The sequence below is a fragment of the Acidisphaera sp. L21 genome (assembly GCF_009765685.1).
Lineage (GTDB): Bacteria > Pseudomonadota > Alphaproteobacteria > Acetobacterales > Acetobacteraceae > LMUY01.
Genome location: NZ_LMUY01000078.1, coordinates 1 through 23,407 on the forward strand (window position 1 = coordinate 1; position 23,407 = coordinate 23,407).

The window sequence follows — 23,407 nt, forward strand, 5'->3', positions numbered from 1 at the left end:
AAAGCCGTCATGGCAGCGACGCAGTGCAGCGAAGCGGCGGTTTCGGTGCATGTCGAGGATGTTCAGCCGGACCGTTGGGATAGTGAGGTGTATGCGCCGGACATCACCGCCAATTGGGACCAGCTTTACAAGAAGCCGGGTTACGAGCCGAAGGCGGGCTGAGGCTAGACGTCACCTGCCAGCGCGATACAGGCAAACGCCACCTTCGCCTCGGTCGGCACGCCGAACCGGGCGGTGTGCCGCGCTGGCAACCCGCCGGGGAAGTGCTTCACGTATTCCGCGTTGCACGCCTCGTAATCGGCCGGGTCGCTGATGAGCATGCTCACCTGCACGACGCGATCCAGGCTGCTGCCTGCCTCGGCCAGCGTCTCCGCGATCGCCGCCAGGGCGTTACGCACCTGATCCGCGGCGGTGGCGCCGCGGAAGATGCCGCGCGCCGGGTCGTGCGGGGCGGAGGCGCCGGAGACGAATACCAGCCCGGCTGCCCGTGTTGCCCGGCTGAACGGCTGGGGCGAACCCGGCGGTGGCGGGTCGAAGAAGTCGATCACACGTTGAAGCGGAACAGCAGGACGTCGCCGTCCTTCACCACGTAATCGCGGCCTTCGATCCGCATCTTGCCAGCCTCTTTAGCGCCGGCCTCGCCCTTGAACGCGATGAAGTCGTCATAGGCGATCGTCTCGCAAGCGATGAACCCGCGCTCGAAATCGTTATGGATGACGGCGGCGGCTTGCGGGCCCTTGGTGCCGGCGACGATGGTCCAGGCCCGCGTCTCCTTCGGCCCGACAGTGAAATAGGTGATCAGCCCCAGCAGCCCGTAACCGGCGCGGATTACCCGATCCAGCCCGCTATCCTCCAACCCCAGGCCGGACAGGAACTCGCCCCGGTCCTCCTCCGGCAACTGGCTCACCTCCGCCTCGATGGCGGCGGACACGATGACGGTTGCTGCCCCCGCCTTCTTCGCCATGGCGGCGACGGCGGCGGAGTGGGCGTTGCCCTCGGACGCGTCGCCCTCGGCCACGTTGCAGACATACAGCACCGGCTTGGACGTCATCAGTTGCAGGCGACGCACTGCCTCCGCCTCGCCGGGCGGAATCGCGGTGCGGGCGGGATGGCCAGCCTGCAGCGCTGCCACCAGCGGTTCCATCAGCGCCACCAGGGCGACGCTGTCCCGATCGCCGCCGCGGGCCTTCTTCTGCGCCGCGTAAAGCCGCTTCTCCAGGCTGTCCAGATCGGCCAGCATCAACTCGGTTTCGACCGTCTCGGCATCGCGGATCGGGTCGATGCTGCCCTCGACATGCGTGACGTCATCGTCCTCGAAGCAGCGCAGAACGTGGATGATCGCGTCTACCTCGCGGATGTTGGCCAGGAACTGATTGCCCAGCCCCTCCCCTTTGCTGGCGCCACGCACCAGCCCGGCGATATCGACGAATTCCAGGCTGGTCGGCACGATCTTGGCCGATTTGCCGATCGTGGATAGCTTGCCCAGGCGCGGATCCGGGACGGCCACGCGTCCGACATTCGGCTCGATCGTGCAGAACGGGTAATTGGCCGCCTGCGCCGCTGCCGTCGCCGTCAATGCGTTGAACAGGGTGGATTTGCCGACATTTGGCAGCCCCACGATACCGCAGTTGAAACCCATCTAGCCGCTCTCCTGCGTCGCGAGTGCGACCTTGGTCATGAATTGCTCCATCTGCCCGGCTGCCAGCAACCCGGCGGCGTCCGCCACGGCGTCCAGCAGGGCAGCCAGCCACGGTGCGTCGACCTTGTGGAAGTCGCCCAGCACGTGGCCATGTACGCGATCCTTGTGGCCGGGATGGCCGATCCCCAGCCGCACCCGCCAGTAATCCGGACTGCCCAACACGCGGTCCATGCTGCGCAACCCGTTATGCCCGGCCGCACCGCCACCGCGCTTCACCCGGACCTTGCCGGGCACCAGATCCAGTTCGTCGTGGAAGGCAGTGATATCGGCGGGCGCCAACTTGAAAAACGCGGCGGCCGGCTGCACCGATACGCCGCTGTCGTTCATATAAGTCATCGGCTTCAGCGCCAGCACCTTCGTGCCGCCGACGCTGCCCTCCGCCACCAAACCCTTGAAGCGGTTGCGCCACGGGGAGAACCCGTGGCGCTCGGCAATGCGATCGATGGCCATGAAGCCGATATTGTGCCGCTGCCGCGCCATGCCCGGCTCGGGGTTGCCGAGCCCGACCCAGAGCTGCAAGGGCCCAGCCTACTTCTTGTTGGCGGGCTTCGCCGGAGCCTTGCCCTTGGCCGCTGCCGGTGCTGCCGCCGCGGCTTCCGGCGCCACGATCTCGGCCGACTTGGTCGGCGGAGCCACCGTGGCGATCACGAAGTCACGGTCGGTGATGGTTGGCTTGGCGCCCTCCGTCCCCGTGAGATCGGAGAAGCGGACGTTGTCGTTGATGTCCAGCGAGCCGAGATCGGCCTCGAAATGCTCCGGCACGCTGTCCGGGTCGCACAGCACTTCCACGGAGTGACGCACCACGTTCAGCACGCCGCCACGCTTCAGACCGGGGGAGATCGCTTCGTTCAGGAAGCTCACCGCCACGGCGACGCGGATTTGCTCGCCCGCGGCCAGGCGCTGGAAGTCCACATGCTCGGGCTTGTCGCTGACCGGATGGAACTGCACGTCGCGCATCAGGGCGCGCTCGCTGCTGCCGTCGACCGTCACCTCATACAGGCGCGAACGCCAGCCGCCGCGGATCAGCTCGCGCATGACCTCGCGCGGGTCCAGGGAAATAAGGGTTGGCGTCTGCTTGGCGCCGTAGATAACCGCAGGAACCTTTCCTGCCCGCCGAGTCGCGCGTGCCGCCCCCTTACCTGCAAGCTCGCGAGCCTCGGCCTGAATCGTGGTGAAACTGGCCATAAGACACTCCGTGCAAAATTTCGCCGCCTGCAGATTTGCCTGCAAATGCGTGCGGCCGGCCTCCAGGGGTGCCGGCGAAGGCGGCTATCTAGCGGATCGGGCCTGCGGGAGCAAGCGGGGCGACCGGGCGACCGGGCGACGAGGATCGTCGCCCGGGTGACGAGGCTGCAACACAAAAGATACAACTTTGCATAGCTGAGCCCCGCTCTCGGGAATCTTACCAGGGATTTAGACAAGCATCCTCTACACACGATCTATCCCGCGTCCTGCTGGGCAAGGTCCGCTGAATGTCGAAATGTGTACTGTTGGTCGAGGATGAAGGGCTGATCCGGCTCACCTTGGCCGAGACGCTCGAAGACGCTGGCTACACCGTGGTCGAGGCCGGCACGGGTGACGAAGCCTGCGAGTTGTTACGAACGAGCGAACGATTCGACCTGCTGCTGACCGATATCCAAATGCCGGGTTCGGCAGACGGGATCGATGTCGCGCGCAATTTCCACGAACGCCATCCCGATCGACCCGTTCTGTTCATGACCGGGCGGCCCGACATGCTGACCCGTGTTGGCCGTCTATCGTCGTCCGAGGCACTGCTGCGCAAGCCATTTGGGTCCAAGCAGATGCTGACCGCGCTGGAATCGCTGCTGCTACGCTCCGCCCATATCTGCGCGACGAAGCGCGATCCGCAGCCCAACACGCCGCGATAGCCGCGGTGTCACGACCGGTTCACACCGGCCGTGACGTAAGCGTGACGCCAATTAGAACGTCGGCAGCGGCGGCAGCGGCTGGTGGAACCATTTCTGCCACAGCACATCCAGTTCACCGTTATTTTTCGTGAAATACACGAAGGTATTCATCCACTGATGCAGGTTCCACTGGTTCGCCCGCATGGTAATGCCGTTCGGTTGGCGCAGTAGGATAAACTTACGCTCGATATTGGCGCCGGGGTTCTTGGCGTAGAACTCATCCCCCGTCAGCCCCGTCTCCGCCACGGCATCCACCTGGCCAGCGATCAGCGACTGGTAGGTGCTGGGGTCGTCATCGAAGCGGGAGATCTTGGCCGTGGTGCCGAAACGCTTGGTCAGGATCACGTCCTGCACCGTGCCACGGGGCACGCCGATGCGCAGGCCCTTCAGATCGTCCAGCGACTTGATGCTCTTATCCTTGGCAGCGAACACCACGTTCTCGATCGCGCTGTAGGGGATGGAGAACATCACCTGCTTCGCCCGCTCTGGTGTGATGCCGAAGGTGGCGACGATCAGATCGACCTTGTTGGTCACCAGGAAGGGGATCCGGTTCGGGCTGGTGAGCGTCACCAAATTCACTTTCACGCCCATATAGGCGCCGATCAGCTTGGCGACCTCGATGTCATACCCATCCGGTTCCTGCTTGTCGTTCAGCAGGCCGTAGGGCGGCAGGTCAACCAGCACGCCGATGTTGATGGTGCCGCGGCTGACGATCTCGTCCACCGTCTGGGCGCGCGCCGGTCCGACCCCCAGCAGCCAGCCGAGGGCTAGCACGGCGGCGCAAACCCCTATTTTCCAGGCTTTCATGCAAACGTTCCCCAACAGTCTTGTTTTTACCGCTTATGCGCGACCGACATACGCCGTTCCAGGCGTCGACTTACGATCGTGAGAGGCCAGCAAAGCAGGAAGTAGAGCACGGCGACAATGCCGAAAATGGTGAAGGGCCGAAACGTCGCATTGTTCAGCATCTGCCCGGCCCGGGTCAGCTCGACGAAGCCGATGATCGCGGCCAGCGACGTGCTCTTTACCAGGTTGACCAGGAAGCCGACCGTGGGGGGGATGGCGATCCGCAATGCCTGCGGTCCCACGACGCGCACCATCCGGGCGCGGTAGCCCAGGCCAAGGGCCCGCGCCGCCTCGGTCTGCCCGACCGGCACCGCCTGCAACGCGCCGCGCCAGATCTCACCCAGGAACGCGCCCGCATTCAGGCTCAGGCCCAGGATCGCCGACAGATACGGCCCCAGCCCAAAGCCCAGAAGGTCGCCGCCGAAGAATACCAGGAACAATTGCAGCAATAGCGGCGTGCCCTGCAGCAGGCGAATATAGCCGATGGCCAGCCATCGCAGCGCACGGACGCTCGAAATACGGGCCAACGCCACCGCCGCCCCGATCAGCCCGCCGAACACGAACGCGCCGACCGACAGCACGATGGTCCAGCGCATCGCCAGCAGTAGGAACAGATAGTCGCCGGTGCCTAGCGACCTCATCGCGAGGCCACCCGGCGGCCGAACGCCAGGCGTTCCAGCCCGGCGAACACCGCGGTGAACAGCAGCGACAGCACCAGGTAAACCAGCGTGACGGAGATGAACGCCTCGAACGAGCGGAACGTCCGGCCCGCCACATCCTGCGCCGCAGCCGTTAAATCATCCGCGGCGATGACCGAGACGATGGACGAGTTGAGCATCAGCAAGATGAACTGGCTGCCCAATGGCGGCGCCACGATCCGCAGCGCCTGCGGCAGCACGATCAGCCGGAACACCCCGAATCGGTGCAGCCCCAGTGCCTTCCCCGCATCCAGTTGGCCCGGCCCGATCGCCTCGATACCGGCACGCACGATCTCGATCGTGTAGGCGGTGCCGTTCAGCACCATTGCCAGCAGGGCGCCCTCGTTCGCATCCAGCCGCATGCCCAACTGGGGGAGACCGAAATAGATCAGGAACAGCTGCACCAGGAACGGTGTGTTGCGAATGACCTCGACATAGGCCGCGACCACGCTCCGCAGCCAGCGTGGGCCGGAGGTGCGGGCCATGGCGCCGAACACCGCCACAACCAGGCTGATCGCCATCGACACCGCCGACAGCCACAGCGTGAACACCGCGCCGGCCAGCAACTCGTCCCGTGCTTCCCAAATATCACCGAAGTGGAACGTGTATTCCAGCTTGGACCTCCCCCGGATAATCGCCGTGTGACCCGGCGTGTGACGGAGTAGACCAGTGCGCAGCCTTCCGCGCTAGCCGAGGCTGGTGACAAACTTTTCCAGCGCGGGCTGGCGCGCGATGGTGCAACGCGCTGCGTGCAGCACGCAACGCACGGCGTCGATCGCGTCGTCCAACCGGTCATTCACCACGGCATGGTCGAACTCCGGCCAGTGGGAGATCTCGTCCCGCGCCGCCTGCATGCGCCTGGCGATTTCCGATTTGTCGTCACCAGCCCGGGTACGCAACCGCTGCTCCAGCGCGGCCAGGGAGGGCGGCAGCACGAACACGCTCACCACGTCGGCGGGCAGGGCGGCGCGCAGCAGGCGATGGCCCTGCCAGTCGATATCGAACGCCACATCCTGCCCGGCCGCCAATGCCTGCTCCACTGGGGCACGGGGCGTGCCGTAGCGGCGGCCGAACACCTCGGCCCATTCCAGCAACTCGCCTTTCGCCACCATGCCGGCGAAATGGTCCTGGGTGCGGAAGAAATAATGCTGGCCCTCGACCTCGCCCGGGCGTGGCGCGCGGGTCGTGGCGCTGACGGACAGGCGCAGCGCCGGCTCGTTATCCAGCAGAGCGCGCGTGATCGTGCTTTTTCCGGCGCCGGAGGGGGCGGATATCACGAGACACACGCCACGCCGGGTCATCGCTGGGTCTTTCGGTTCGTCATTGCTGCACGGGCGCAGGCGGCATGGCGCGCGCACGCTCAATGTCACGCCAATGAGCGACGTTGCGCAAATGATCCTCCTGCGTGCGGGCAAACACGTGGCCGCCCGTCCCGTCCGCGACGAAGAACAACGCGTCCGACGCCGCGGGTTGCATCGCGGCCCGCAACGCGGCCTGTCCCGGCACGCAGATCGGCCCAGGTGGCAGGCCGGGAATGCGGTAGGTATTGTAGGGGTCGGGATGGTCCAGTTCGGACCGGGTGATCGGGTGGTCCAGCACGCCCAATCCACCGCTGGCGCCATACACGACGGTCGGGTCGGATTGCAGCTTCATGCCCTGGCGTAGCCGGTTGAGGAACACGGCGGCGATGATGGGCCGTTCCTCGGGCTTGGCCGTCTCCCGCTCCACCATGCTCGCCAGCACCAGGGCCTCCGCCTTGTTTAGCAGCGGCAGGCCGGGCGCGCGCGAGTCCCAATCCTTCTGCAGCGCCCGGTCCATGGCAGTGCGGGCGCGATCCATCAACTGTTCGCGGCTCGTGCCCCGTTCGTAGCTATAGGTTTCCGGCAGGATCGTGCCCTCGGCCGGCACGGGGGTGTCGCCGCTCAATCCATCTGCAGCATCGACGAGTCGCGCGATCTGCGCCGCCGTCAGCCCCTCGGGGATGGTCAGATGGTGCTGGATCGCCCGGCCGGTGCGCAACACAACCAGCACCTGGCGCAGGCTGGCCCCGGCAGGGAACGACAATTCGGCGGCGTGCAGTGGGCCCTCACGTAGCGTCGCCAACGCCGCGGCCCGAAACAACAGGGCCGAGTCGATGACGCCCTGTTGCTGCAAGGCCTCGCCCAACTCGCCGAAGCCGCCGCGCGGCACCACCACCGCCTTGGCCGCAACCAACGGCCCCGGGGCGTCGAACTGGCGATACAGCCAGAACCCGGCGCCACCAACGCCCATGATAATCAGAAGCAGCAGAATCAGCAGAACCCGGCGCATCCTGGTTCAGCCCTCGTCCCGGCAATCAGGCGAGGATCGCCCGAGCCTCAAGCAGCCCGGCGGAACAGAATGCTCGCATTGGTGCCGCCGAAGCCGAAGCTGTTGGACAGCACGATTTCAATCGGGCGCTGCTGCGCCTCCTTGGCAACGCGGTCGATGGCGCTGGCCCGGCTGGGGTTTTCCAGGTTCAGCGTCGGCGGTGCGACGTTGTCGCGAATCGCCAGGACCGAGAAAATCGCCTCGATCGCACCGGCCGCGCCCAGCAAATGCCCGGTGGCCGATTTGGTGGATGACATCGCGATCTGTCGGGCGCTGTCGCCGAACAAGCGCTCCACCGCCTCCAACTCCAGATCGTCGCCCAGCGGCGTGGAGGTGCCGTGCGCGTTCACATACTGAATGTCGCCGACCTGGATACCGCCATTCTTCAACGCCGCCTTCATGGCACGATAGGCACCTTCATGCCCCTCGGCCGGCGCCGTGATGTGGTGCGCGTCGCCGGACATGCCGTAGCCGCATACCTCGGCGTAGACCTTCGCACCGCGTGCCTTGGCGTGCTCCAGCTCTTCCAGAACCACGATGCCGGCGCCCTCGCCCATAACGAAGCCGTCACGATCCCGGTCCCACGGCCGGCTGGCCGCGGTCGGGTTGTCGTTGAAATTGGTGGATAGTGCACGCGACGCGCAAAAGCCGGCAATGCCCAGTGGGTTCACCGCCGCCTCGGCACCGCCCGCCACCATGACGTCCGCATCACCCAGCATGATCAGCCGGGCCGCGTCGCCAATGGCATGCACGCCGGTAGCGCAGGCTGTCACCACCGAGTGGTTCGGGCCTTTGAAGCCGTATTTGATCGACACGTGGCCGGAGCACAGATTGATCAACGAGGCCGGGATGAAGAACGGCGACAGCCGCCGCGCCCGGCCCTCGTTCACCAGGATCGATGCCTCATAGATCGTGTGAAGGCCGCCAATGCCGGAGCCGATCATCACGCCCGTGGCGCAACGATCTTCCTCGATCTCAGGCGCCCAGCCGGAATCCTCGACGGCCTCGGTCGCGGCGACCATCGCCAGATGGATGAAGCGGTCCATCTTCTTATGGTCCTTGACTGGGACCCATTCGCTGATGTCCAGGCCACCGGTCTCGCGCTTGCCGACGGGTATCTGACCGGCAACCTTCGCCGGCATATCGGCGGTGTCGAAGGAGTCGATGGCAATGATGCCCGACTGCCCTTCGATCAACCGCTTCCAAACGTGGTTGACACCAACCCCGAGCGGACAGGCGATGCCCATCCCCGTCACGACAACCCGACGCATTGCGCTCTCCCAGTGCCGGCCGTCTATGCCGGCCTTAGGCCGCCTTTTCTTTCTCGATATACTCGATGGCGTCCTTCACGGTGCCAATCTTCTCGGCCGCGTCCTCGGGAATCTCAACACCGAAAGCTTCCTCGAAGGCCATCACCAACTCGACGGTGTCGAGGCTGTCCGCGCCCAGGTCATCGATGAACGAGGCCTCTGGCGTAACCTTGCTCTCTTCGACGCCGAGGTGCTCCACCACGATCTTCTTAACCTTGTCGGCAATCTCGCTCATGTCTTCTTCCAATCCTGTCGGCCAGTTGCCGCAAAAGGGGGCAGGGAGCGCCTCGATAGAGGCAAGCGGGGCGCTTAGCATGGTTTCGCGGCGTGCGCCAAGGCGGGTGCCGGTGCGTCCGGGTTTGCGGCCTTGCTGGCGCACTGCCGCGTTCTGGTGTAACGACCATACGCGCGGCGGGTGTAACTCAATGGTAGAGTTCCAGCCTTCCAAGCTGGCAATGCGGGTTCGATCCCCGTCACCCGCTCCACCGCCCCTTTCCAATATGTTACAGAGACCTGAGCGCAAAGTTCGTACGGGCCGGGTTTGCATCATTGATGGGCAACTGTAAGTGTTGCCCTGGCGCGATCTGCCAGCAATTGTGGCATACGTGCATCAGACATGTTGCCGTCGCGCGTCACCCCACGGAAAAAAACCAGCGTCCCGCCCCGCCGAAACTGGCGCGGGCTCACCATCCCAGACTTGACATGGAAGCCCGCTCGCTCTTGATACGGGGCTCGCGCGGTCGGCGCCGTGCAGGGGTGTAGCTCAATTGGCTAGAGCGCCGGTCTCCAAAACCGGAGGTTGAGAGTTCGAGACCCTCCGCCCCTGCCAGCCCCGCGCGCCGGAAATTCGTGTTTGGTGGAGAAACAACGTCGTGGCGATTGCGCCGGCTCAATTCGTGCGCGAGGTTCGCGCCGAGGTCGCTAAGGTTACCTGGCCCTCCCGCAAGGAGACGCTGGTAACCACCGGGCTCGTTTTCGCCATGGCCGCTGCTGCGGCCGTGTTCTTCTTCGTGATCGATCAGGCTGCCGGACTAGGTGTCCGCGTCCTGTTCGGTGCGTCGATCTAGTTCAAAAGGTTCAGTTCGTGGCCAAGCGCTGGTATGTCGTGCATGTCTACTCGGGCTTCGAGAAGAAAATCGCCGAGCAGGTGAAGGAGCAGGCTGCCCGCAAGGGATTGGCCGACCTGGTCGACGAGGTTCTGGTCCCATCCGAAGAAGTGGTCGAACTGAAGCGCGGCCAGAAGGTCCAGGCCGAGCGCAAGTTCTTCCCCGGCTACGTGCTGGTAAAGATGGAAATGACCGACGACACATGGCACCTGATCAAGGACACGCCAAAGGTCACCGGCTTCCTGGGCAGCAAGACCAAGCCCCAGGCCATCAGCGAGGCCGAGGCCGAGCGGATCCTGAAGCAGTCGGCCGAAGGTGTGGACAATCCCCGCCCCGCGGTGCTGTTCGAAATCGGCGAGCAGGTTCGCGTGGCTGATGGCCCGTTCACCTCGTTCAACGGCACGGTCGAGGAAATCGACGAGGACAAGGGTCGCGTGAAGGTCTCCGTCTCGATCTTCGGACGTTCCACCCCGGTCGATCTGGAATACGGCCAGGTCGAAAAGGTCTAACCCGCCTCCGCCAACGACCGCAGCGAGGCTCTCTTCTGGATGTCGGGAATGAGCCTTTCTGCCGCGCTGGATGCCCTGCCCGCCCGCTACCCCGGCCCTGGCGGCGCCGTTGCCGTCCTCCGCGACGGAGTCGTGCTGGAGCAGCGGAGTTGGGGCTGGGCCGATCGGGACAAGCGGCTGCCGTTTACCGCGCAGACGCTTTTTCCCGTGTGCTCGATCACCAAGCAATTCACGTGCGCGCTGCTACTGGACCAGGTCGGCGACCCGGCGCGCCTCGATGCAGCACTGGCCGCCGCCTTACCGTTGCTTCCGGAGCCGCCCGGCGTGCGGGACCTCTGCCACAACCAGTCCGGCCTGCGCGACTATTGGGCGCTGGCGATGCTGTGCGGGGCGGATGTGGACGGGGTGTTCGGCCCGGCCGACGCCGCCCGCTTATTCCGTGGCACGCGCAGCCTGCAGTTCGCGCCGGGCACCCGATACTCGTATTCCAACGGCAATTTCCGCTTGCTGTCGGACCTGATCGAGCAGCATATCGGCCGCCCGTTCGCCGAGTTGCTCCGCCAGCGCGTGCTGGATATCGCCGGCATGCCGACCGCGCAGATCGCCCCGGACACGGCCGCGTTGCCGGGTGGCGCCGTCGGCTACGAGGGCAATGTCGAGTTCGGCTTCATCGCCGCCGTGAACCGAATTCACTGGACGGGCGACGCCGGGCTGGTCGCCAGCCTGAACGATATGATCGCCTGGGAACGCTACATCGACCGCACCAGGAACGATCCAGCCAGCCTGTATCACCGCCTGACCCGGCCGGTGACGTTCCGGGATGGCAACCCGGCCGCCTACGGTTTCGGCCTGCGCCGCCTGAGTCATGGCGGCATGCCGGGGGCTGGCCATGGCGGCGGCCTGCGCGGCTGGCGAAGCGAGCGGCTCTACCTGCCGGAGCCGCGCCTGTCCGTCGTCGTGCTGTTCAACCATCTGTTCAACGCACAAGCCGCCGCAACCGACCTCGTCCACGCCGCGCTGGGCCTATCGCCACCGCCTTCACCCTCCACCCCCGGCAGCCCGATCCCATCCGGCATGTTCCGCGAACCCGAAACTGGGCTGTTGACGCATTTGACGCCTGCCGGTGATCAACGCATTCGGCTCGACTTCGCCCGGACGGAGTGGCTGGACCTGCTGCCCGGCAAGGCGCAGGGCCAATCCGCCACCATCACCCCGACGGCGGATGGCGTCTGGCTGGACCGGCCCGGCGACAATCTGCACAGCCGGCTGGTGCCGGTAAAGGGCGAGGCCGTCCGCGACATCGAAGGCCGTTTCCACGCCGCCGAGTTGGACGCCACGCTGGTCATCGAGGCGGTCGGCGGCGTGTTATACGGGGTGTTCGAGGGCTGGCTGGGCCAAGGCACCATGCACGCGCTCCTGTCCGACGGGACGGATCACTGGCGGCTCCCCTGCCCACGCGCGCTGGACTACGCGGCGCCGGGCGACTGGACGCTGTGGGTGCAGCGGGACGAAATGGGCGCAGTGGCGCGGGTGCAGGTAGGATGCTGGCTGGCGCGCCAGGTGAATTTCGAGCGGACCTAGCCTACATCACGCCCATGGACCTCGACTTTACCGACGACGAGATCAATCGATACTCCCGCAACATTCTGCTGGCCGAAATCGGCGGCACCGGACAGGCGGCCCTGCGGGCAGCCCGCGTGTTGGTGGTTGGCGCTGGCGGGCTTGGATGTCCCCTGGTCCTATACCTTGCCGCCGCGGGCATCGGGACGATCGGCGTGGTGGATGACGACGCGGTCGAACTATCGAATCTGCAGCGCCAGGTCGCCCACACCACCGCCCGAATCGGCATGGCAAAGGTTGAATCGCTCGCCGTCAGCGTGGGTGCGCTGAACCCTGATACGAAGCTGGAACTGCACCAGACCAGGCTCACCGCGGCCAACGTCGCCGGGTTGGTGGCGCGGTACGATCTGGTGTGCGACGGCAGCGACAATTTCGCGACGCGCTTCCTGCTGAACGACGCCTGCGTGCTGGCGAAGAAGGTGCTCGTCTCCGCCGCAGTGCTCCGCTTCGACGGCCAGCTCTCCACCTTCAAGCCCGGCGGACCCTGTTACCGCTGCCTCCACCCCATCGCACCGCCCCCGGGCACCGTCGCCACCTGTGCCGAAGCCGGGGTGCTGGGCGCCGTCACCGGCGTGATGGGGGCGATGCAGGCGACGGAGGTGCTGAAGGAAGTGCTGGGCGCCGGCGATAGCTTGTCCGGCCGGCTGCTGATCTGGGACGCGCTGGGCGCCCGCTTCCATACCGTGCGGCTTCCGCGGGACCCAGCCTGCCCCGCCTGCGGCGATCATCCGGCGATCCACGACCTGTCCGCCCATGGCTGAGCCAGACCGATTCGGCGTGTTGCTGCTGTCTGGCGCGCATGACCGGGCGCATTACGCGTTCGTTCTGGCCACCGGCGCTGCAGCGCTGGGGCGCGACGTCACGTTGTTCGCCTCCAACGCGGGCTGCCGCGCGCTACTGGCAGATTGGCGCACGCTGGACGATGCCGGGCGCGACGCGACCATCGTGTCACGCGGCGTCGCCGGGCTGGATGTGCTGCGGGAGGCCGCGATCGAACTGGGCCTGCGCATGATCGCGTGTGAGGCCGGGCTGCGTGCGGAAGCGATCGACGACGCCGCACTATTGCCCGGCGTGCAGGTTGCCGGGATCGCCACCTTTTTGGAGGCGACGAGGGGCGGCGCGATCGTGACCTGTTGAGGCTTGACCGGCTCCTCTGCAGCTTGGCAGGGAGGCCTATGCAATTTTCCGCGCTGCTCGCTCTCATCCTTCTCGTGATCGCCGGGCCACTCGCTGCGCAGGAGGCTCGCAAGCCGGAGCCCTCAGCGACTCATCACGAGGTGGCACATCATGAGGCGCCCCACCACGAGGAGCCTCGTCACGAGACACCCAAGCACCCGGCGCCGGCGCACAAACCACCAGCGCGGCACACGCCCCCCGCCAAGCCCAGCACGCCGCCGGCTCATAACCCGGCCGCTGCGCCCGCGGCCGTCACGCCGGCGCCGGCTGCCGTGCCCGCGCCAAGCAGCACGCCAACCGAACCGCCGAAGGGCAGCAATACCGGCCTGCCGCTGCCACGCTTCGCCTCGCTGAAGACCGACGAGGTAAACCTGCGCACTGGCCCCGGCCTGCGCTACCCGATCGAGTGGGTCTACAAACGCCGCGACCTGCCCGTGGAAATCCAGCGTGAGTTCGAGGTCTGGCGTCTGGTCGCCGACCAGGAAGGCGTGAAGGGCTGGGTGCATCAAGCCACGCTCGTCGGGCGTCGCACCTTCGTTTCGGTCGGGGTCGAACAGGTGATCCGTTCCAGCGCGGAAGACACCGCCTCCGCCGTCGCGCGGCTAAAGCCGGGTGTCATCGGCCGTATCCGGTCCTGCGACGCAAAAGCGGACTGGTGCCAAGTGCAGGTCGGTGAGTATCGTGGGTGGCTGAAACGCGAAGCATTCTGGGGAACCTACCCCGGGGAGGCCATTCAATGAGCGATCTGCCCGACGCCGGCATCGCCGAGCCTGGCGACAATCCGAACCGCGCCCATCACGACATGGGCGGCGTCAGCAAATTCCTTTGCGAGCCGATCGACACCGCCGCGCATGCGCTGACCGAATTCGACCGGGAGGTGGATGCGATCCGCGGCCTGCTGGGCGCCAAGGGCGTCATGGGCGTGGATGAACTACGGCGCGGCATCGAAGCCATTCCGGAGAGCGAATACCACAAGCTCAGCTACTACCAGCGCTGGATCCGCTCGATCACCGACAATCTGCTGGTCCAAGGAGTGATCACCGCGGAAGAACTTGTGGCGGCGCTGAAGTGAAATTCGCCCCAGGCGCCGCCGTGAAGGTGCGTGACGATTGGCCGGAGGCGCGCGGCCCGGTGCATATCCGTACTCCCCATTACCTGCGCGGCCGGCAGGGTACGGTCGTGCGGCACCTCGGCGACTTCGCGAACCCCGAGGACCTCGCCTTCGCCCGCCCTGCATCCCGCCTGCCGCTGTATCATGTCGCGTTCGCGCCGGAGGGCATTTGGCCCGGTGGCGGCGCCGATCTTCTTGTGGAGGTGTTCGAGCCATGGCTGCAGCCGATCTAACCCTGCTGCGTACCGACAGCGACCGCCTGCTGGCTGCCGTGCGCGGATTGCTGGCCGCCAAGGGCATCGTCACGCCCGAGGAGATCAAGGAACGCATTCGCTTCGTCGACGAGGCGCATCCCGGCCAGGGCGCGCGCATGGTAGCCCGCGCCTGGGTCGACCCGGCGTTCCGCGCGACGATGCTGGCGGATGGTACGAAGGCCGCGGAACTGTTGGGCATCCCGATGCGCGGCATGCCGCCGCTGGGTGTGTTGGAGAACGCGCCGGGGCTGCACCATCTCGTCGTTTGCACGCTGTGCAGTTGCTATCCGCGCGCCGTGCTGGGCTACCCGCCGTTCTGGTTCAAGTCGGCTGCCTACCGGGCCCGGGCAGTGCGCGATCCGGCGGGTGTACTGGCAGAATGGCGCACGGTTTTGCCAGCCGACACCACCATCCGCGTCGTCGACAGCACGGCGGACTACCGCTGGATGGTGCTTCCGATGCGACCGCCGGGTACCGAAGGCTGGTCCGAAGACCGATTGGCGGGAGTGGTGACAGAAGGTGACATGATCGGTGTGACACTTCCGCACGTTACTGCCTGAAAATGCTTCAATTTTGGTCGTTGCGCTTGCATCCGCAACGTGCATTGCTACGCTGCAACAGAGTTACAGTCGCTGAAGGTGTTTGAATGAATAAGCTTGCCCTGCTCTCCGCCGCCGCCCTGACCATTTCCGCCATTTCGCTCGCACCGTCCGTCGTGCTCGCTCAGACCCCGGCCGCCACGCCTGCCCCGGCAGCAACGCCTGCTCCGGCAGCAACGCCCGCAGCCAAGCCCGCCCCGATGGCGAAGGCCAAGCACGTCGCCAAGCCGATGGCTCATCATGCCGCCATGCATGGTAAGCCGATGATGCACGGCAAGACCGTTGCATCCCACCCGGCCATCGATGCGAGCACCGACCAGCTGAACCAGCAGCAGCTGGACCAAGCCAAGACCAAGTAAGCTCCTTGGTACGGCGCGCGCGGGCTTGAACCCCCGCGCGTTCGCCGCTATGTAGGCGTGCATATCAACATTCTCCGACCTTGATGGAGGGTGGCCCTAACCGGCCGCCTTTTTGCGTTTTGGACAACGACAGCACCGATCCCTCCGACTCCATTGCCCAACACTTCAGCCTCGAAGCTCGGATTCATGCCGAGATCGAGCTATCGCTAACCCATATGGGCTACGAGATCGTGCGCGTCTCGGTGCTGGGTCGCGACCGCCCGACCGTGCAGGTGATGGCTGACCGCGCCGATGGTTCGATGATCGCCATTGAGGATTGCGAGAAGATCAACGACGTCGTCAGCGCAACGCTGGATGTCGCCGACCTCATCAAGACCGCCTGGACGCTGGAAGTCAGCAGCGCCGGGATCGACCGCCCGCTCACCCGGGTGAAGGACTGGAACCGCTTCGCCGGGCATCAGGCACGGGCCGAGGTGAATATGCCGGTCGATGGCCGCAAGCGTTTTACCGGGGTCGTGCTGGGCGCTGATGAGACGGTCGCGCGGATGCGTCTGGACGACGGCACGGAGGTAGCGCTACCGCTATCGGACATGCGCCGGGCGAAGCTGGTGCTGACGGACGCGCTGATCGCCGCGACCGCCCAGCAGAAGCCCGCGAACAAGACGAACTGAGGAAGACCTGAACCATGGATACCGCCGTCGCCCGCCCCGAACTGCTGCTGGTCGCCGACGCCGTCGCGCGTGAGAAGTCGATCGACCGCGAGGAGGTGATCGAGGCGATGGAACAGGCCATCCAGAAGGCCGGTCGCGCCAAATACGGCAGCGAAAAGGACATCCGCGCCACGATCGACCGCAAGACCGGCGACGTTCGCCTGTCCCGCTGGACCGAGGCAGTGGAGGTGGTCGAGAACGAAGAAACCCAGATCCCCGTCCACATCGCTCGCAAGTTCAAGCCCGATATCGAGGTCGGCGGCCACCTGGTCGACCCCCTGCCCCCGATCGATTTCGGCCGCATCGCCGCGCAGACCGCCAAGCAGGTGATCGTGCAGCGCGTCCGCGAATACGAGCGCAAGAAGCAATACGACGAGTTCAAGGATCGCGTGGGCGAGATCGTCAACGGCCTGGTCAAGCGGACCGAGTACGGCAACCTGATGGTCGAACTGGGCCGCGCCGAAGCACTGCTACGCCGTGACGAGCTGATCCCGCGCGAAAGCTTCCGCAATGGCGACCGCGTGCGCGCCTATATCTACGATGTCCGCGAAGAGCCGCGGGGTCCGCAGATTTTCCTCAGCCGCACCCATCCCGCCTTCCTGGCCAAGCTGTTCGCGCAGGAAGTGCCGGAAATCTATGACGGCATCATCGAGATCAAGGCTGTCAGTCGCGATCCTGGCAGCCGAGCGAAGATGGCCGTGATCAGCCGCGATAGCTCGATCGACCCGGTCGGCGCCTGTGTCGGCATGCGCGGCAGCCGCGTGCAGGCCGTCGTGCAGGAACTGCAGGGCGAGAAGATCGACATCATTCCCTGGTCCGCCCAGGCGCCCACTTTCGTGGTGAACGCACTGGCCCCGGCCGAGGTGACGAAGGTCGTGATGGACGAAGAAGCCGGTCGCGTCGAAGTCGTGGTGCCGGACGAGCAGCTTTCGCTCGCCATTGGCCGCCGCGGCCAGAACGTGCGTCTGGCCAGCCAGTTGACCCGGTGGGACATCGACATCCTGACCGAGGCCGAGGAGAGCGAGCGCCGGCAGGAAGAATATCGCCGTCGTACCGGCATCTTCGTCGAGGCGCTTGACGTAGATGATATGATCGCCGGCCTGCTGGTGACCGAAGGCTTCACCTCCATCGAGGAATTGGCTTTCACGCCGGCTGACGAACTGTCCGACATCGAGGGCTTCGACGAGACGGTCGCTGCCGAACTGATCAGCCGCGCCGATCTTTTCCTGCAGCGCCGGGATGTCGAGATGGACGATAAGCGCCGTGAGTTGGGCGTGACCGACGACATCGCCGGCATCGAGTCGCTGACACCAGCCATGCTGGTGCAGTTGGGCGAGAAGGGCATCAAGACGCTAGACGACCTGGCCGACCTGGCCGGCGACGAGTTGGTGGAGATCGTGGGCGAGGCGGCAATGACAGCCGACGACGCCAACGCGATCATCATGTCGGCCCGCGCCCATTGGTTCACCGGCGACGAACCGGCGGCCGAGGAGGCTGGCAACGCCTGAGTCTGCAAAGCTTCACGATCCCGAGCCGCTCCCACCTTCCCCTGTGGATGGGGGGGACGGTGACCATTGGGAACCGGACGACGAGCGGGGGCCGATGCGCCGCTGCATCGTCACTCGGGCCTCTGGCGAGCGCGAACGGATGATCCGTTTCGTGCTGGGACCGGATAGATTAATTGTGCCCGACCTGACTGCAAGGCTGCCCGGCCGGGGATTCTGGTTGAGCCCGTCCGCCGATGTGGTAGAAGCCGCCGTTAAGCGGGGCGCTTTCGCACGCGCGGCCCGCGGCCCCGTTACTCTGCCGCCAGAGCTTGTTCGTCAGATCCAGGTTGGATTGACCCGGCGGGTGACCGATCTGCTCGGCTTGGCGCGACGCGCCGGGCAAGCGGTTGGGGGGTTTGCCAAGGCGCGCGAGGCCCTGGTGAAGACTGGGGCGAAGGCGGGGTTGGTGGTGCAGGCGTCGGATGGCAGCGAGGATGAGTGCCGCCGGTTGATGTCCGGGGCGCAGGATATGGCGGTTGTACGGCCGCTGACGGCGTCGGCACTGGGCGCGGTGTTCGGGCATGACCACGTAGTACACGTGACGATCACGCCGGGTCGCCTGGCCGAGGCGCTGAAGGCGGAGACATTCCGGCTGGCAGGCATGACCAGGGATGGTCAGGCAGCGGCCGGTGGGAATGGGACTATGAACGACCCGATGCCACGTAGGCGTCGCGGTGATCGAACGGACGGGTGAATGAGCGAGAATAACGATCAGGACGCGGCAAAGGGACGGCTTTCGCTGCGCCCCGCAGGCCGCTTGGAACTGGGCCGCACGGTTGACGCCGGCTCGGTACGCCAGAGCTTTCCGCATGGCCGATCGCGGGAGGTCCAGGTCGAGGTGCGAAAGAAGCGCCAGCCCTTCCCGGCTGCGCCGACTCCCGTTCCGTCGCCTGTTGTGCCCGGCGTGCCGCGTGCGCCGGTCGCACCCACGCGCCCGAGCCCCGGTGCCGGACGCGCGCTGACCGCCGGCGAGCTGGCCACGCGCCAACGCGTCCTGGAAGAGCAAAAGCGCGAGGCCGCCCGTCGCGAGATCGAGCGTCGCGAGCAGGAGAAGATCTCCATCCTCTCCGCCGCCGAGGAAGCCCGGCGTCGCGAGGAAGAGGCCGCCCGTGCGGCCGAGATCGCAGTGCGCGAAGCCGCCGCGGCGGAAGCCGCAGCGCGTGAAGCCGCCGAGATCCAGGCGAACCAAGAAGCCGCCGCGGTTGCCGCCACCACCGCGCCAGCACAGGCGGCAACCGGCGCTGCCCAGTCTGTCCAGGCCGAGGCTCCGGCTCCCGTGCGCCCGGCTGTGGCACCAGCCGCGGCCACGCCTGGCACGCCAGCTGCCGCACCCGGCACTCCAACCGAGACGTTGCGGTTGAAGCCCGCACGCGCTGGCGAGGAAGAGGAAGCACCGCGTCGTCGCCCCGGAATGGCGCTGCCCGCCCGCAAGGTGACCATGCCGGTCGCCAAGAAGGGCCTGGTGGGCCGCCGCGACGGCCGCATTGACGTGCAGGCCGCCATCGAGGGCGAGGACGAGAAGACCCGTTCGCTCGCCAGCGTTCGCCGCCAGCGTGACCGTGAGCGTCGTCAGCAGGAGCTGGAGATGCTCCGTTCCGACTCGCTGAAGGTGACGCGCGACGTGATCTTGCCGGACACCATCACCGTGCAGGAACTGGCGGCCCGTATGGCGGCCCGCGCCGGCGAAGTGGTGAAGACGCTGATGAAGATGGGCGTGATGGCGACCATCACGCAGTCGCTGGATGCCGACACCGCCGAACTGGTGGTGCAGGAATTCGGCCACCGTGCCCGCCGCGTGTCGGAAAGCGATGTTGAAATCGGGATCGAGGGTGAGACCGATATCGATACCGACATGCTGCCGCGGCCCCCCGTCGTCACCGTCATGGGCCATGTCGACCACGGCAAGACCAGCCTGCTGGACGCGCTACGCTCGACCGACGTGGTGCGCGGCGAGGCCGGTGGCATCACACAGCACATCGGCGCCTACCAGGTGCAGATGCCCAGCGGCAACAAGATCACCTTCATCGACACGCCGGGCCACGAGGCGTTCACCGCCATGCGCTCCCGCGGTGCCTCGGTGACGGACGTCGTGGTGCTGGTGGTAGCGGCCGACGATGGCGTCATGCCGCAGACGATCGAGGCGATCCGCCATGCCAAGGCATCGGGCGCGCCGATCGTGGTGGCCATCAACAAGATGGACAAGCCGGACGCCAACCCGACCCGTGTGCGGCAGGAACTGCTGAAATACGAGATCGTGGTCGAGGAAATGGGTGGCGACACCCAGGACGTCGAAGTCAGCGCAACCAAGAAGACCGGGCTCGACAAGTTGGAGGAGGCGATTCTTCTGCAGGCCGAGTTGCTGGATCTACGCGCCAACCCCGATCGCACCGCCGAGGGCACCGTTGTGGAGAGTCGGCTGGACCGTGGTCGCGGCCCGGTCGCCACCGTCCTGGTGCAGAAGGGCACGCTGCACGCCGGCGACATCGTCGTGGCCGGTGCGGAGTGGGGCAAGATCCGCGCCATGACCGACGACAAGGGCAAGCCGGTGAAGATCGCCGGGCCGTCCACCCCGGTGGAGATCCAAGGCCTCGCTTCGGTTCCGCGCGCTGGCGAGCCGTTCGTCGTGGTGGAAAATGAAGGCCGTGCCCGCGAGATCAGCGAGTTCCGTCAGCGCAAGCTGAAGGACAGCGCCGCCGGTGCGCAGACCGCAGCCCGCGGCACGCTGGACGAAATGTTGGCCCGCATCCAGGCCGGCGAGCAGAAGGAAGTCGCCCTGCTGGTCAAGGCGGACGTCCAGGGCAGTTCCGAGGCGATCAACGTCACGGTGCTGAAGCTGGCGCATGAGGAAGTGCGCGTCCGGGTGCTGCTGTCCGCCGTCGGACAGATCACCGAAAGCGACGTGCAGTTGGCGAAGGCGTCCAGCGCGATGATCGTGGCGTTCAACGTGCGCGCCACCAGCCAGGCGCGGGATCTGGCGGTGCGCGAGGGCGTGGACATTCGCTACTACTCGATCATCTACGAGGTCGCCGATGACATCGAGAAGATGGTTCGTGGCAAAGTGGCCCCGAAGGCGCGCGAGAAGTTCCTGGGCTATGCCGAAATCCGCAAGGTGTTCGACATCACCAAGACCGGCAAGGTCGCCGGCTGCATGGTGACCGAGGGCATGGTGAAGCGCGGCTCCGGCGTGCGACTGCTGCGCGATGGCGTGGTGATCCACAATGGCGAGCTGAGCCAGCTGAAGCGGTTCAAGGACGACGTGCGCGAAGTGGCCCGTGGCTACGAGTGCGGCCTGTCCTTCGCCGGGTTCAGCGATCTGCGGGAAGGCGACATGGTCGAGTGTTTCGAGGTGGAGTATGTCCCGGGCTAACCAGGGCGCGACACAGGGGGCGCCAGCCAAGCGCAAGCCGAAGCGTGCCCCCGCCGGCCCGACCCAGCGGCAGTTGCGGGTGGCGGAGGAAATCCGCCACCTGCTATCCGCCATCTTCCTGCGCGGCGAGTTTCGTGACCCGGCGTTATCCGACATCCAGGTGACGGTAACCGAAGTTCGGATCAGTCCGGATCTGAAGAACGCGACCGCCTTTGTCACCCGGCTCGGCCGTTCCGACGTTGACCTGATCGTGCCGGCGCTGACGCGGGCCGTGCCATATCTACGTAGCGAATTGGCCAAGGGCATGCGCTTGCGCATCGTTCCCGGGCTGAGCTTCCAGCCGGACACTGCGCTGGAATATGCGATGCATGTCGAAGATCTGCTCCACAGGCCCGACGTGCTGCGGGATCTAAAGAGCGACTGATCCCCTGCGGGCTGCCAGGTGGTTTATACGCCTGCGCCTGCTTCCGGCGTCTTTTCGACAAATACGTCACTTGCCTTACCACGGTTGTGAAAGGACGGTGCGGTCATGATCGCCACCCTCGTTGCTCTGCTGCTGGCTAGCGCTATCTGCGTCCCGATCTCCCGCCGGCTGGGGTTCGGCAGCGTACTCGGCTACCTGGTTGCGGGCGTGGCCATCGGGCCGATGGGCCTACGGCTGGTCAGCGATGTGGAGCAGATCGCCACCGTGTCCGAATTGGGCGTGGTGATGCTGCTTTTTCTCATAGGGCTGGAGTTGCGGCCGCAGCGGCTGTGGGTGATGCGGCGTTCGGTCTTCGGCCTGGGCGCGGCGCAGGTCGTGCTGAGTGCAGCCGCCATCACCGGGTTGGCCTATGCGGCCGACATCAGCTGGAATGGCTCGATCATCTTGGGGATCGGGCTGGCCTTGTCCTCTACCGCCATCGTGCTGCCGATGTTGGGGGAGCGCGATCTGCTGGGCGGCCGCGCGGGGCGGGACACGTTCGCCGTGTTGCTGTTCCAGGACCTCGCCTTCATTCCGCTGGTTGCCATCGTGCCGCTGATGGCGCCGGGCCAGGGCGCCGGGCTGCTGGGCTCGGTGGCGCATCACGTGCCATGGCGCTCCGTGATGCTGGCCGTGGGCACCGTGGCCACCATCCTGATCGGCGGCCGGTTCCTGGTCCCGGTAGTATTCCGCCTGATCGGGGGCGCCCGCACGCCGGAGGTGTTTACCGCCACCGCCCTGCTCATAGTCGTCGGAACCGCCTTTCTGGCCAACGAGGCCGGGCTGTCCATGTCGCTCGGCGCATTCATGGCGGGTGTGCTGCTATCGGACTCGGAATACCGGCACGAGTTGCAGGCCGACATCGAACCATTCGAAGGGCTGCTACTGGGCTTCTTCTTCATGTCCGTGGGCATGGAGGCGGATTTGACTCTGCTTGGCAGCCAGCCGGTGTGGATCCTGGGTGGCGTTGCGGCGCTGATGCTGTCCAACGTCGTTGTTGCGCTGATGCTAGGCCGGATCGCCGGGCAGGACTGGGCAAACGCCATCCGCTTCGCCGCCGCTCTGCCCCAGGGCAGTGAATTCAGCTTCGTGCTGTTCGCCGCCGCCGTCGCCGTCAACGCGCTCACCCAGCAGACTGCCGACCAGGCGACGTTGGTGATCGCCGTGTCGATGGCGGCCACGCCGCTGATGTTCGCCGCCAGCGAGAAGTTCGTCATCCCCCGCCTTAGCAAGCGGAAGGCCGAGAAGTTCGATACGATCGACGAGAACGCCCCCGTCATCATCTGCGGATTCGGCCGGGTGGGACAGATCGTCGGGCGCGTGCTGCGCACCCAGGGCATCCCTTTCATCGCGCTGGAACAGGATGCCACCCAGGTCGAGGTGCTGCGCAAGTTCGGCGCCAAGGTGTATTTCGGCAACCCATCCCGGCCGGATCTGCTCCGCTCTGCCGGGGCCGACACCGCAAAGTTGCTGATCGTCGCGCTGGACGACGTGGAAGAAGGGCTGCAGGTGGTTGATATCGCCCGGCGCACCTTCCCCAAGCTGAAGATCCTGTCGCGCGCCCGCAACCGCCGGCACGCCCATTTGCTGATGGACCGCAACATCACCGGCATCGTGCGCGAGACGTTTTTCTCCAGCCTGGAGTTGACGGAGATGACGTTGCGGCAACTTGGCATGGCGGAGGCCGAGGCGCATCGCGTGGTGGGCGTGTTCCGCGAGTTCGACGAGCGCATGTTGGTCGAGAGCCACGCCTATT

General features: G+C 65.9%; 28 protein-coding genes and 2 tRNA genes. 19 read left to right on the plus strand and 11 right to left on the minus strand.

Annotated features, from left to right (window positions below; genetic code table 11):
• Positions 1–164 precede the first annotated feature (164 nt).
• From GSQ76_RS15960 to GSQ76_RS15975, 4 genes are read right to left on the minus strand one after another with little or no spacing between them, the layout of a single operon-like run.
• Positions 165–548 (minus strand): RidA family protein, encoded by a 384-nt coding sequence (locus tag GSQ76_RS15960; protein WP_158745024.1) that lies wholly within the window; start codon positions 546–548, stop codon positions 165–167.
• Positions 545–1,639: a redox-regulated ATPase YchF gene (gene ychF, locus GSQ76_RS15965; protein WP_158745025.1), complete on the minus strand. Its 1,095-nt coding sequence runs from the start codon at positions 1,637–1,639 to the stop codon at positions 545–547. The genes GSQ76_RS15960 and ychF overlap by 4 nt, the downstream gene beginning before the upstream one ends.
• Positions 1,640–2,218, minus strand: coding sequence for an aminoacyl-tRNA hydrolase (pth, locus tag GSQ76_RS15970; protein WP_158745027.1), 579 nt, complete (start codon positions 2,216–2,218; stop codon positions 1,640–1,642).
• 9 nt (positions 2,219–2,227) lie between these two features.
• Entirely contained in the window at positions 2,228–2,884 is a 657-nt protein-coding gene (locus GSQ76_RS15975; protein ID WP_158745029.1) for a 50S ribosomal protein L25/general stress protein Ctc, read from the minus strand.
• A gap of 287 nt (positions 2,885–3,171) precedes the next feature.
• On the opposite strand from GSQ76_RS15975, the gene GSQ76_RS15980 reads away from it, so the two are divergent.
• The gene (locus tag GSQ76_RS15980; RefSeq protein ID WP_158745031.1) at positions 3,172–3,588 is read left to right on the plus strand and encodes a response regulator; all 417 of its coding nucleotides are present in this window, start codon (positions 3,172–3,174) and stop codon (positions 3,586–3,588) included.
• A 51-nt stretch (positions 3,589–3,639) separates the two neighbouring features.
• Here GSQ76_RS15980 and GSQ76_RS15985 read toward each other — a convergent pair whose 3' ends face one another.
• The 7 genes from GSQ76_RS15985 to GSQ76_RS16015 form a co-directional block, all read right to left on the minus strand.
• Positions 3,640–4,434: a transporter substrate-binding domain-containing protein gene (locus GSQ76_RS15985; protein WP_158745032.1), complete on the minus strand. Its 795-nt coding sequence runs from the start codon at positions 4,432–4,434 to the stop codon at positions 3,640–3,642.
• 26 nt (positions 4,435–4,460) lie between these two features.
• A complete protein-coding gene (locus tag GSQ76_RS15990; RefSeq protein ID WP_158745034.1) occupies positions 4,461–5,114 on the minus strand; it encodes an amino acid ABC transporter permease in 654 nt (217 codons plus the stop codon).
• Complete coding sequence (locus GSQ76_RS15995) at positions 5,111–5,737, minus strand: amino acid ABC transporter permease (protein WP_254070441.1); 627 nt, start codon at positions 5,735–5,737, stop codon at positions 5,111–5,113. The genes GSQ76_RS15990 and GSQ76_RS15995 overlap by 4 nt, the downstream gene beginning before the upstream one ends.
• A gap of 120 nt (positions 5,738–5,857) precedes the next feature.
• Positions 5,858–6,472, minus strand: coding sequence for a guanylate kinase (gmk, locus tag GSQ76_RS16000; RefSeq protein WP_158745036.1), 615 nt, complete (start codon positions 6,470–6,472; stop codon positions 5,858–5,860).
• Between the two features lie 19 nt (positions 6,473–6,491).
• On the minus strand, positions 6,492–7,481 hold the full coding sequence (gene mltG / locus GSQ76_RS16005) for an endolytic transglycosylase MltG (protein ID WP_158745038.1): 990 nt from the start codon (positions 7,479–7,481) through the stop codon (positions 6,492–6,494).
• Positions 7,482–7,528: 47 nt separating this feature from the next.
• Entirely contained in the window at positions 7,529–8,791 is a 1,263-nt protein-coding gene (gene fabF, locus GSQ76_RS16010) for a beta-ketoacyl-ACP synthase II (protein ID WP_158745040.1), read from the minus strand.
• A gap of 34 nt (positions 8,792–8,825) precedes the next feature.
• Positions 8,826–9,065, minus strand: a complete 240-nt coding sequence (locus tag GSQ76_RS16015) for an acyl carrier protein (RefSeq protein ID WP_158745078.1) — start codon at positions 9,063–9,065, stop codon at positions 8,826–8,828.
• 176 nt (positions 9,066–9,241) lie between these two features.
• Between GSQ76_RS16015 and GSQ76_RS16020 the strand changes: the two genes are divergently transcribed.
• The 18 genes from GSQ76_RS16020 to GSQ76_RS16105 form a co-directional block, all read left to right on the plus strand.
• Positions 9,242–9,315: transfer RNA gene (locus GSQ76_RS16020), tRNA-Gly, on the plus strand.
• 267 nt (positions 9,316–9,582) lie between these two features.
• Positions 9,583–9,659: transfer RNA gene (locus GSQ76_RS16025), tRNA-Trp, on the plus strand.
• 43 nt (positions 9,660–9,702) lie between these two features.
• Positions 9,703–9,897, plus strand: coding sequence for a preprotein translocase subunit SecE (gene secE, locus GSQ76_RS16030; RefSeq protein WP_158745042.1), 195 nt, complete (start codon positions 9,703–9,705; stop codon positions 9,895–9,897).
• Between the two features lie 17 nt (positions 9,898–9,914).
• On the plus strand, positions 9,915–10,445 hold the full coding sequence (gene nusG / locus GSQ76_RS16035; protein ID WP_158745044.1) for a transcription termination/antitermination protein NusG: 531 nt from the start codon (positions 9,915–9,917) through the stop codon (positions 10,443–10,445).
• A 48-nt stretch (positions 10,446–10,493) separates the two neighbouring features.
• Entirely contained in the window at positions 10,494–12,026 is a 1,533-nt protein-coding gene (locus tag GSQ76_RS16040) for a D-aminopeptidase (RefSeq protein WP_254070442.1), read from the plus strand.
• 14 nt (positions 12,027–12,040) lie between these two features.
• Entirely contained in the window at positions 12,041–12,826 is a 786-nt protein-coding gene (locus tag GSQ76_RS16045; protein ID WP_158745048.1) for a molybdopterin-synthase adenylyltransferase MoeB, read from the plus strand.
• A complete protein-coding gene (locus tag GSQ76_RS16050) occupies positions 12,819–13,202 on the plus strand; it encodes a DsrE family protein (protein WP_158745050.1) in 384 nt (127 codons plus the stop codon). Before GSQ76_RS16045 ends, GSQ76_RS16050 begins: the two co-directional genes overlap by 8 nt.
• Before the next feature lie 38 nt (positions 13,203–13,240).
• Positions 13,241–13,981, plus strand: a complete 741-nt coding sequence (locus GSQ76_RS16055; protein ID WP_158745052.1) for an SH3 domain-containing protein — start codon at positions 13,241–13,243, stop codon at positions 13,979–13,981.
• Entirely contained in the window at positions 13,978–14,313 is a 336-nt protein-coding gene (locus GSQ76_RS32480) for an SH3-like domain-containing protein (RefSeq protein ID WP_158745053.1), read from the plus strand. The genes GSQ76_RS16055 and GSQ76_RS32480 overlap by 4 nt, the downstream gene beginning before the upstream one ends.
• Entirely contained in the window at positions 14,310–14,585 is a 276-nt protein-coding gene (locus tag GSQ76_RS32485; RefSeq protein ID WP_335904906.1) for an SH3-like domain-containing protein, read from the plus strand. Before GSQ76_RS32480 ends, GSQ76_RS32485 begins: the two co-directional genes overlap by 4 nt.
• Entirely contained in the window at positions 14,567–15,166 is a 600-nt protein-coding gene (locus GSQ76_RS16070; RefSeq protein WP_158745055.1) for a nitrile hydratase subunit alpha, read from the plus strand. The genes GSQ76_RS32485 and GSQ76_RS16070 overlap by 19 nt, the downstream gene beginning before the upstream one ends.
• Before the next feature lie 86 nt (positions 15,167–15,252).
• The gene (locus GSQ76_RS16075) at positions 15,253–15,564 is read left to right on the plus strand and encodes a hypothetical protein (RefSeq protein ID WP_158745057.1); all 312 of its coding nucleotides are present in this window, start codon (positions 15,253–15,255) and stop codon (positions 15,562–15,564) included.
• Between the two features lie 83 nt (positions 15,565–15,647).
• Complete coding sequence (gene rimP, locus GSQ76_RS16080; RefSeq protein ID WP_158745082.1) at positions 15,648–16,235, plus strand: ribosome maturation factor RimP; 588 nt, start codon at positions 15,648–15,650, stop codon at positions 16,233–16,235.
• A gap of 14 nt (positions 16,236–16,249) precedes the next feature.
• Entirely contained in the window at positions 16,250–17,782 is a 1,533-nt protein-coding gene (gene nusA / locus GSQ76_RS16085; RefSeq protein ID WP_158745059.1) for a transcription termination factor NusA, read from the plus strand.
• A gap of 43 nt (positions 17,783–17,825) precedes the next feature.
• A complete protein-coding gene (locus tag GSQ76_RS16090; protein WP_256366990.1) occupies positions 17,826–18,515 on the plus strand; it encodes an RNA-binding protein in 690 nt (229 codons plus the stop codon).
• Positions 18,516–21,188 carry a translation initiation factor IF-2 gene (infB, locus tag GSQ76_RS16095; RefSeq protein ID WP_158745060.1) on the plus strand — a complete coding sequence of 891 codons (2,673 nt, stop codon included), beginning with the start codon at positions 18,516–18,518 and terminating at the stop codon, positions 21,186–21,188. It begins immediately after the preceding gene.
• The gene (gene rbfA / locus GSQ76_RS16100) at positions 21,175–21,612 is read left to right on the plus strand and encodes a 30S ribosome-binding factor RbfA (RefSeq protein ID WP_158745062.1); all 438 of its coding nucleotides are present in this window, start codon (positions 21,175–21,177) and stop codon (positions 21,610–21,612) included. Before infB ends, rbfA begins: the two co-directional genes overlap by 14 nt.
• A 105-nt stretch (positions 21,613–21,717) precedes the next feature.
• Positions 21,718–23,407: monovalent cation:proton antiporter-2 (CPA2) family protein (locus GSQ76_RS16105; RefSeq protein WP_158745064.1), on the plus strand; the 1,690-nt coding region annotated here is incomplete at its 3' end.